Origin of the sequence: Vibrio sp. CUB2, assembly GCF_001557945.1 — a bacterium.
GTDB lineage: Bacteria > Pseudomonadota > Gammaproteobacteria > Enterobacterales > Vibrionaceae > Vibrio > Vibrio owensii.
In genome coordinates this window covers 1-668 of the sequence record NZ_LNRB01000071.1, presented here as the reverse complement: position 1 = coordinate 668, position 668 = coordinate 1, and the positions used below count along the sequence as shown (strand labels likewise).

The 668-nt window shown below is 44.5% G+C and carries 3 tRNA genes and 1 rRNA gene; all 4 read left to right on the top strand.

The annotated features are described in order from the left end of the window. A 16S ribosomal RNA gene (locus tag ATB78_RS27890) occupies nucleotides 1-87 on the top strand; the annotation flags it as partial. Between the two features lie 89 nt (nucleotides 88-176). Further along, nucleotides 177-252 (top strand) — tRNA-Glu (locus ATB78_RS27885). Nucleotides 253-254: 2 nt separating this feature from the next. Beyond that, nucleotides 255-330, top strand: a tRNA-Lys gene (locus tag ATB78_RS27880). 30 nt (nucleotides 331-360) lie between these two features. Beyond that, nucleotides 361-436 (top strand) — tRNA-Val (locus ATB78_RS27875). The last annotated feature ends 232 nt before the right edge of the window (nucleotides 437-668 follow it).

Here is a 668-nt window from a genome sequence, read left to right as displayed (position 1 = left end):
AGGACGCTTACCACTTTGTGGTTCATGACTGGGGTGAAGTCGTAACAAGGTAGCGCTAGGGGAACCTGGCGCTGGATCACCTCCTTAAACGATGATTATACACGATGAGTGTCCACACAGATTGATACGGTTTATAAGTAAAAGAGACGAAGATATCCCAATATCTTCAATCCAGTGTCCCGTTCGTCTAGAGGCCTAGGACACCGCCCTTTCACGGCGGTAACAGGGGGTCGACTCCCCTACGGGATACCATTGGGTCGTTAGCTCAGTTGGTAGAGCAGTTGACTTTTAATCAATTGGTCGCAGGTTCGAATCCTGCACGACCCACCATTCTTCTCCACGAAGAATCAAAACTTATGTGGGCGATTAGCTCAGTTGGGAGAGCACCTGCCTTACAAGCAGGGGGTCACTGGTTCGAGCCCGGTATCGCCCACCATTCTCTAAGTATTTTTGGATAGGAATTCCAAACCACTTCAGTAAAACGTACGTGGTTAGAATCTTCGACTCTGAAAGTCTTTAGAAAATGACTTCTTAGGAAGTGATTAGCTCTTTAACAATTTGGAAAGCTGACAAAACAATCTTTAAGATTGTTTGTAAAGTTCTCAATGTTTGTCTTTATGACAAACACCAAAAAACACATTCAAGTGTTCTTGGGAATGTCACTTTTA